8 protein-coding genes are annotated in these 6,790 nt (G+C 47.9%); 3 read left to right on the forward strand and 5 right to left on the reverse strand.

Translation table 11 applies throughout. From position 1 onward, the window contains the following. Nucleotide 1: 1 nt before the first annotated feature. Nucleotides 2–1,195, reverse strand: a complete 1,194-nt coding sequence (locus tag IEW11_RS16290; RefSeq protein ID WP_188532122.1) for a M20 family metallopeptidase — start codon at nt 1,193–1,195, stop codon at nt 2–4. Nucleotides 1,196–1,423: 228 nt separating this feature from the next. On the opposite strand from IEW11_RS16290, the gene IEW11_RS16295 reads away from it, so the two are divergent. Then, nucleotides 1,424–1,768 carry a YugN family protein gene (locus IEW11_RS16295; protein WP_188532123.1) on the forward strand — a complete coding sequence of 115 codons (345 nt, stop codon included), beginning with the start codon at nt 1,424–1,426 and terminating at the stop codon, nt 1,766–1,768. 15 nt (nt 1,769–1,783) lie between these two features. After that, the gene (ftsW, locus tag IEW11_RS16300) at nt 1,784–2,962 is read left to right on the forward strand and encodes a putative lipid II flippase FtsW (protein ID WP_188532124.1); all 1,179 of its coding nucleotides are present in this window, start codon (nt 1,784–1,786) and stop codon (nt 2,960–2,962) included. Nucleotides 2,963–2,999: 37 nt separating this feature from the next. Here ftsW and IEW11_RS16305 read toward each other — a convergent pair whose 3' ends face one another. Continuing rightward, nucleotides 3,000–3,383: an Asp23/Gls24 family envelope stress response protein gene (locus tag IEW11_RS16305; RefSeq protein ID WP_188532125.1), complete on the reverse strand. Its 384-nt coding sequence runs from the start codon at nt 3,381–3,383 to the stop codon at nt 3,000–3,002. A 129-nt stretch (nt 3,384–3,512) separates the two neighbouring features. Here IEW11_RS16305 and cax point away from each other — a divergent pair, with 129 nt between their 5' ends. Beyond that, entirely contained in the window at nt 3,513–4,571 is a 1,059-nt protein-coding gene (cax, locus tag IEW11_RS16310) for a calcium/proton exchanger (RefSeq protein ID WP_188532126.1), read from the forward strand. 29 nt (nt 4,572–4,600) lie between these two features. Here the strand turns inward: cax and IEW11_RS16315 are convergent, their stop codons facing one another. The 3 genes from IEW11_RS16315 to IEW11_RS16325 all read right to left on the reverse strand — a co-directional run bounded on the left by IEW11_RS16315 (nt 4,601) and on the right by IEW11_RS16325 (nt 6,491). Then, entirely contained in the window at nt 4,601–4,888 is a 288-nt protein-coding gene (locus IEW11_RS16315; protein WP_188532127.1) for an Fpa/YlaN family protein, read from the reverse strand. 142 nt (nt 4,889–5,030) lie between these two features. Beyond that, nucleotides 5,031–5,273: an HPr family phosphocarrier protein gene (locus IEW11_RS16320; RefSeq protein ID WP_188532128.1), complete on the reverse strand. Its 243-nt coding sequence runs from the start codon at nt 5,271–5,273 to the stop codon at nt 5,031–5,033. A 102-nt stretch (nt 5,274–5,375) separates the two neighbouring features. Next, entirely contained in the window at nt 5,376–6,491 is a 1,116-nt protein-coding gene (locus IEW11_RS16325; RefSeq protein WP_188532129.1) for an aminopeptidase, read from the reverse strand. Between the last annotated feature and the right edge of the window lie 299 nt (nt 6,492–6,790).

Here is a 6,790-nt window from a genome sequence, read left to right on the forward strand (position 1 = left end):
TTCAGCAGGGCGCCGAACCGTTTACATAATCCTCTGCCATACCGATCAGCAAGCTTCCGGAAACAACCATAGCCCTCTCATCCAGATCAAACTTCGGATGATGATGCGGATAGATTGCATGTAACGATTCTTTGCCTGCGCCTACAAACATAAAACAGCCAGGCTTTTCATGCAGATAATAGGAAAAATCTTCTCCGGCCATGATTAGCTCCGAGTAAAGCGTCTGCTGCTCACCAACAATCTCCCGTCCGATCCGGAAAAAGCGTTCCGCCTCCTGCTTATGGTTAAGCACCGGCGGATAGCCTTCACGGTAATTGAGACGGCCCTCAGCTCCGAACAGCGAGCAAGTCTGTTGCACCATGTCCATTATCCGCTGTCTGATAAAATCTCTCGTCTCCGTATTGAATGTACGTACCGTACCTTGCAGCTCCACCCGTTCAGCAATGACATTCGCCGTATTGCCGGCATGGAACGAACCGATCGATACGACAGCTGGCTCAAGCGGATTCACGTTGCGGCTGACGATGGTTTGAAGCGCTTGTACGAGCGCGCTCCCCACAATAATCGCATCAACCGTTTGGTGCGGCAGGCCCCCATGGCCACCTTTGCCAATCACCTCAATCGAGAACTCATCTGCGGCCGCCATAAACGCACCGGGTCTGGAAGCTACTTTTCCATACGGAACCGGTGTCCATAGATGCACGCCGTAGATCGCATCCACTCCATCCAAGACGCCCTCTTTAATCATCGGAAGCGCACCGCCTGGAGAAACCTCTTCAGCAGGCTGGAAAATCAGCCTGCGGTTTCCCTTCAGCGATGCCCGCTGTTCATTATAATATTTAGCCACGCCAAGCAGTGTAGCCGTATGTGCGTCATGTCCACAGGCATGCATGACACCCGGCACCTTGGATGCGTATTCCGTTGTTTTTTCATCATGGATTGGCAAAGCATCGATATCCGCCCGCAATGCAACGGTAGGGCCCGGCTCGCCGCCCTTTATCGTTGCCACAATGCCGTAGCCACCGACACCGCTCTTCACCTCACAGCCTAATTCAGCTAACTGCTCGGCAATATATCTGGAGGTCTTTTTTTCGTGAAAGGATAATTCCGGATATTGATGCAAATATCTACGCCATCCTACCATGTCGGGAAAGAGGCTTTGCAGCGCTTCCGCAGCTTTTCTGTTCGCGCACATTAGGCAAATCCTCCTTTAAGCATGAATTTAATTCCCTTCATTATATGTTTCATTTTAACAGATCAACGGTGAGAAACGGAAGAGCGCCTCCTATTATATTCCCTTCATATTTCGTAAAAATGTCACTTTTCCCAAGTTGGAGGAGGGCGACTAAGGCTTGCACAAGCAGGGGAAACATACTATCATGAATAAAGAATAAGGTAAGGCACTATGAAAGGGGATTTTTCCGTGATTATCGAAAATACAGGCCTTAATGGCATGACTAGCGAATTGGCATACCTTGATGAGTCCGCAGGGAAACTTGGTTTTGTTCGTTGGCAGTGGGAATATTACCGCGCTACATACGATTTGAAGCTGGAAGACCGCGCAAGCAAAACGGAGTACTTCCTTCGCATTAATACCCGCGCAGTTGAAGGCAAGCTTGAACAAGCCCATGCGGTACTCGCTATTGAATCGGTTTATATCGGCCGGGCAACGTTCCCGCACGGCTTGGAATATGAATCTCCGGTGCCTCAGCCGATCTTAAACACCGCTACACAGCGTTTACAAGATCTTAAGAAACTGCTTGCGTAAAGCGGGGAGCTCATTATGAAAAAACCGCAGAACGGCCTCCGGGGCAGGCCGGATTTTCTGCTTTTAATTTTCACGCTCCTTCTTGTCGGTTTTGGTCTGGTCATGGTTCTCAGCGCTAGCTCCAATATTGCCGTTGCAAGTGATTTATACAATCGTGATCCGCTTTATTTCACGAAGCGTCAGTTATTGTGGGTCGGGCTTGGCTCAATCGCCATGCTCACGCTGATGAATATCCCCTACGAGATATTCAAGAAGTGGTTTATTATTTACTTCCTGCCGGTACTAGTGCTTCTAATGCTGGTGCCATTCGTAGGTAAGGAGGTCAACGGCGCACGAAGCTGGTTCGGCGTAGGCTCCTTAGGGATTCAGCCCACCGAGTTTGCAAAATTGGCTCTTATCTTGTATTTGGGACGACTGATCTCCAAAAAAGGAGAGACATTTCGTGATTTCAAAAAAGGGCTGCTTCCTGTCATGATCGTAGTCGGTTTCATTTGCGGCTTGATCATGCTGCAGCCCGATCTCGGATCATGTCTCATTCTCGCCGCTTGCGCAGCGATTATGATCGTTGCCGGCGGATCGAATTTAAAGCACGTTCTCTACTCGGGAGCCATCATATCCGTAATCGTCTCATTGATGGTCAGCATTTCGATGGCATCTAACCCGGGGGCATGGCAATATCGGATTAATCGATTTACATCTTTTATGAATCCGCTTGAGGATCAGCTCGGCAGCGGTTACCATTTAGCGCATTCGCTCTTTGCGCTTGGACACGGTGGATTTACGGGGGCCGGCTTCGGGCATGGTGTCCAAAAGCTTCACTATCTCCCCTATGCTTATAATGACTTCATCTTTGCCGTCATTGGAGAAGAGTTAGGGTTTATCGGAAGCATGATTTTTCTGCTTGTTTATTTGTTTTTTTTATGGCGCGGAATCATTATCGCCCTGCGCTGCCCCGACGTTTATGGAACGGTGGTCGGAGTTGGCATCGTAGGATTAATTGCTGTACAGGCGATTATAAATATTGGCGGGGTGACGGGACTCATGCCGATTACCGGGGTCACGCTCCCCTTTATAAGTTATGGCGGATCGTCCATGCTTGTTACACTTGCCAGTATCGGCATCCTGCTCAGTATTTCAAGAGAGTATAACAACCCGGAACGATCAAACGATAGATACAAAAAAACAGCCCGCTAATGGTCACGATAGCGGGCTGTTTTTTATAAGCTGTGTCTCATTTCACGCGAAATTGGTGTACCTCTTCAAGCTCATCTTCCTTCAAGGCCACACCCTCTACCTTTACATTCACTTCCACTACGTTTAATCCAGTCATGTTCTCAACCGCTTCACGAACATTATCCTGCAGCACTCTGCATACTTCCTGAATCGGAATGCCATATTTAACAATTACCCTCAGGTCAATTGCCGCTTCGAGTTGGCCCACTTCGACCGAGACGCCCTTTTGAACATTTTTGCCGCTCAGACGTTTCGCCAAACCCTCGGATATCCCGCCCGACATTGCTGCAATCCCTGGTGTTTCCAGCGCTGCGAGGCCGGCAATAGTGGAGACAACATCGTCAGAAATTCGAATCATACCGGTTTGAAGGTCTTCGGTCATATTCTTCACTCCTCATCTTCCATATGTTCTCATTGTACTGGAAGCGCCCAAACGAAGCAAGAAGGCATCACGGCTAATTAAAAGATTAACATCCGTATATACTAACGGCAGTGAATGGGGTGTTATGAAATGAAGAAAAATGCATTCTTTATCATGCTCATCGTAACTTTTGCGCTGAGCGGTATTGCCCATTATGCCCATTGGGACATGATCGCGCAATTTGCGTTTTCCGCAATCGCCATCTTGTTTGTAGCCGGTTTTCTAGGCAAAGCCACGGAAAGCGTAGCTCATTATGCCGGACAGCGGCTAGGCGGCTTTCTGAACGCTACGTTCGGCAACGCAGCGGAATTGATTATCGCCATCTTTCTTGTGAGAGAGGGCTTGTTCGATATGGTTAAAGCCAGCTTGACAGGAGCGATCATCGGCAACCTGCTTCTGGTGCTTGGCCTCAGCATGCTGCTCGGCGGCATTAAATTCAAACAGCAGCATTACAATGTCGAAGCTGCAGGCCACAATGCGACACTGATGATTATGGCGGTCATCGGGCTGTTCGTTCCGGCAGTTTTTGTCACATCGGAAAATTTTTCAGTTCGCAAGGATGAGATTCTAAGCTTGTCCGTTGCCGGCATTCTTATCCTGTCTTATTTACTCTGGCTAATTTTCTCCATGATTACCCATAAGGATATTCTCGCCGATGAACAAGCCCCGCCTGATCATGGAGAGGAGCCTGCATGGTCCAAGCGGACCTCCGTTTTGTATCTCATCACTGCAACGGTCATGGTCGCTCTCGTCAGTGAATGGCTGGTCGGTACATTGGATACATTCTCCGCCAGATTCGGGCTCTCCGAGCTGTTCATAGGCGCCTTCGTCATCGCCATTGTCGGCAACGCCGCAGAACACAGCGCAGCCGTTATGCTGGCCATGAAGAACAAGATCGGCGCAGCCGTCGAGATCGCTATCGGAAGCAGCCTGCAAATCGCTTTGTTTGTTGCTCCGGTGCTTATATTTGTCAGCACTTTGTTCGGTCAAACGATGGATATTTTATTCACGCCAATTGAACTGACGGCAATCGCAGTAGCCGTCTTTATCGCTCAATCGGTTTCAAGGGACGCCAGAACCAACTGGTATGAAGGCGCTCTTCTCATTATGGTGTATCTCATATTAGGTATCGCGTTCTATCTTGTGTAAACAAAAAAAGTAGTCTCCGAATGCAGAGACTACTCGCTTGGGTTTAACGCTTCATACAGCTGCGCTAAGTTTCTTTCCAGCTTGACCAAAATCTGCTTGCCTGCCGATTCGGGGATTAATCCGGCACGTACCGCAAAATCAACCTCACGAGAGAAACCATACATCTGCGTATCGAGAACTTCCTCGTATAGTGGACATTTACGAGTGGCCAGATTTTCCATCTGAACCTCGATCAACTTTTCAATTTTATTTGCATCTTCCTGGAGAAGATGAAGCGCTTTTTGATGCATATGCACCATAACATCCGATGAAGACAATGTACTCCCCCCTGTGCGCGTTCGTCGCCGTCTTCTATACCTTTTATATTAGTCGAAATTGCCTCAATACACAAGGACAAAACAGAAAAGCACCCAATCCGTGCAAAACCGGAGGATGCTTTATCTAAGTAATATCGTTCAATTAGTCGGCTACAATGGAAATTGCCAGATTGTGCTTGGCAAACACTTCTGCCATTGCCGCTTTTGCTTCATCGGCATCCGGGCCATGAACATGAAGCTCATAGGAATGTCCGCTTACCAAAGTCGTGAACAAACCGAGTATACTTTTAACATCGATATACTTGTTTTCCGCTTGGAGAACGATGGAAGACCGGAATCGGCTAGCTATTTGGGAAATGTCTACGATTGCTGCGTTATTGGACATGCGAATCCCCTCCAAAATGATTGTGTTCTGTAAAATCTTTTCTACATCATACCTTGATTTCCCAACACATTCAAGGGCAAAGTTCACAAAAAAATTTAGATATTATTTCAAATTTTCAGGATTAAGCGGCTCCAGCTCAGGCACGACAAATCGCCCGTTTTTTCGAATCAAAACATCGTCAAAATAGATCTCCCCGCCGCCATATTCCGGACGCTGGATCAGCACAAGATCCCAATGAACAGAAGAGCGGTTGCCGTTATCGGTTTCTTCGTAGGCTTGGCCTGGAGTAAAATGCATGCTGCCCGCAATCTTCTCGTCAAATAAAATATCTTTCATCGGATGCATAATATAGGGGTTAAAACCGATACTGAACTCGCCGATATACCGAGCCCCTTCATCCATATCCAAAATCTCATTTATCCGTTTCGTATCATTGCTTGTCGCATTGACAATCTTACCCTTCTCGAACTGAAAGACGATGTTCTCGAACGTGACGCCCGAATATACGCTTGGCGTATTGTAGCTAATCGTCCCTTCAACAGAATCGCGAACAGGAGCGGTGAATACCTCGCCATCCGGAATATTTCGGTGGCCGGAGCATTTCTTTGCGCCAATGCCTTTGATTGAGAAGGTCAGGTCGGTCCCGGGAGCAACAATCCTCACGTTGTCCGTCCGGTTCATCAGAGCTTCGAGCGGATCCATCGCTGCATCCATCTTGGCATAATCCAAATTACACACGTTAAAATAAAAATCCTCGAAAGCTTCTGTACTCATATTGGCCAATTGGGCCATCGAAGCATTCGGATAACGCAGCACGACCCACTTTGTTTTCTTCACACGCTGTTCCAAATGGACAGGGTGGCGGTAGATCTGCTCGTATAATCGCATTCTGTCATCCGGCACATCCGCTAATTCGTTCACGTTCTCTCCTGCCCGTACCGCGATATAACCTTGCATCGATTTCATACGGTTAAGGTCGAATTCAGCCCAAAGCTCCATTTGCTCTTTTGTCGCGTGTTTAAGCATGGATCGCAGTACAGACCTGTCGCTCGTCTCAACGAACGGACGGCCTCCGCGCTTCGCTACTTCTTCAATCAGGCATTTCGCCAGTTCGCGTTCCGATCCAATCATATCAATCAAAATATTTTCGCCGGGCTGAACGTCAATCGAATAACCGACCAAATTTTCCGCCAGCTTTTGCAATCGTGGATCTCTCATCATCGCAGCCTCCCTGTTACATTTCTACTTCATCCTACCATGTTTTGTATTCGCATGCACGTTCCTCAGGCACCTTGGCCGCGGTATTATCTTATCCTTCTTGCTTTAGGAATATTATCCGATAAAACCCCGGTTCCTTACCCGCGAACCTGCATTGCCATCGTACACTTTTCACTTCCAATCACGCAGTTATCACCTCATGAATGATAGGCAATCGTCCCGCTTCCTCCGTATCCTCTGTCAATTGTCTGAGAAAATGTCACCCTAACTCGTCCGAGAAAATGTCACTATTGGAGTAG

This window comes from Paenibacillus abyssi, from assembly GCF_014640295.1.
Taxonomy (GTDB): domain Bacteria; phylum Bacillota; class Bacilli; order Paenibacillales; family Paenibacillaceae; genus Paenibacillus_D; species Paenibacillus_D abyssi.

Excerpts from the sequence above, each read along its gene's own strand:
- IEW11_RS16290 (WP_188532122.1), bottom strand. The coding sequence starts at position 1,195 with ATGTGCGCGAACAGAAAAGCTGCGGAAGCGCTGCAAAGCCTCTTTCCC.
- ftsW (WP_188532124.1), top strand. The coding sequence starts at position 1,784 with ATGAAAAAACCGCAGAACGGCCTCCGGGGCAGGCCGGATTTTCTGCTT.
- IEW11_RS16305 (WP_188532125.1), bottom strand. The coding sequence starts at position 3,383 with ATGACCGAAGACCTTCAAACCGGTATGATTCGAATTTCTGACGATGTT.
- cax (WP_188532126.1), top strand. The coding sequence starts at position 3,513 with ATGAAGAAAAATGCATTCTTTATCATGCTCATCGTAACTTTTGCGCTG.
- IEW11_RS16320 (WP_188532128.1), bottom strand. The coding sequence starts at position 5,273 with ATGTCCAATAACGCAGCAATCGTAGACATTTCCCAAATAGCTAGCCGA.
- IEW11_RS16325 (WP_188532129.1), bottom strand. The coding sequence starts at position 6,491 with ATGAGAGATCCACGATTGCAAAAGCTGGCGGAAAATTTGGTCGGTTAT.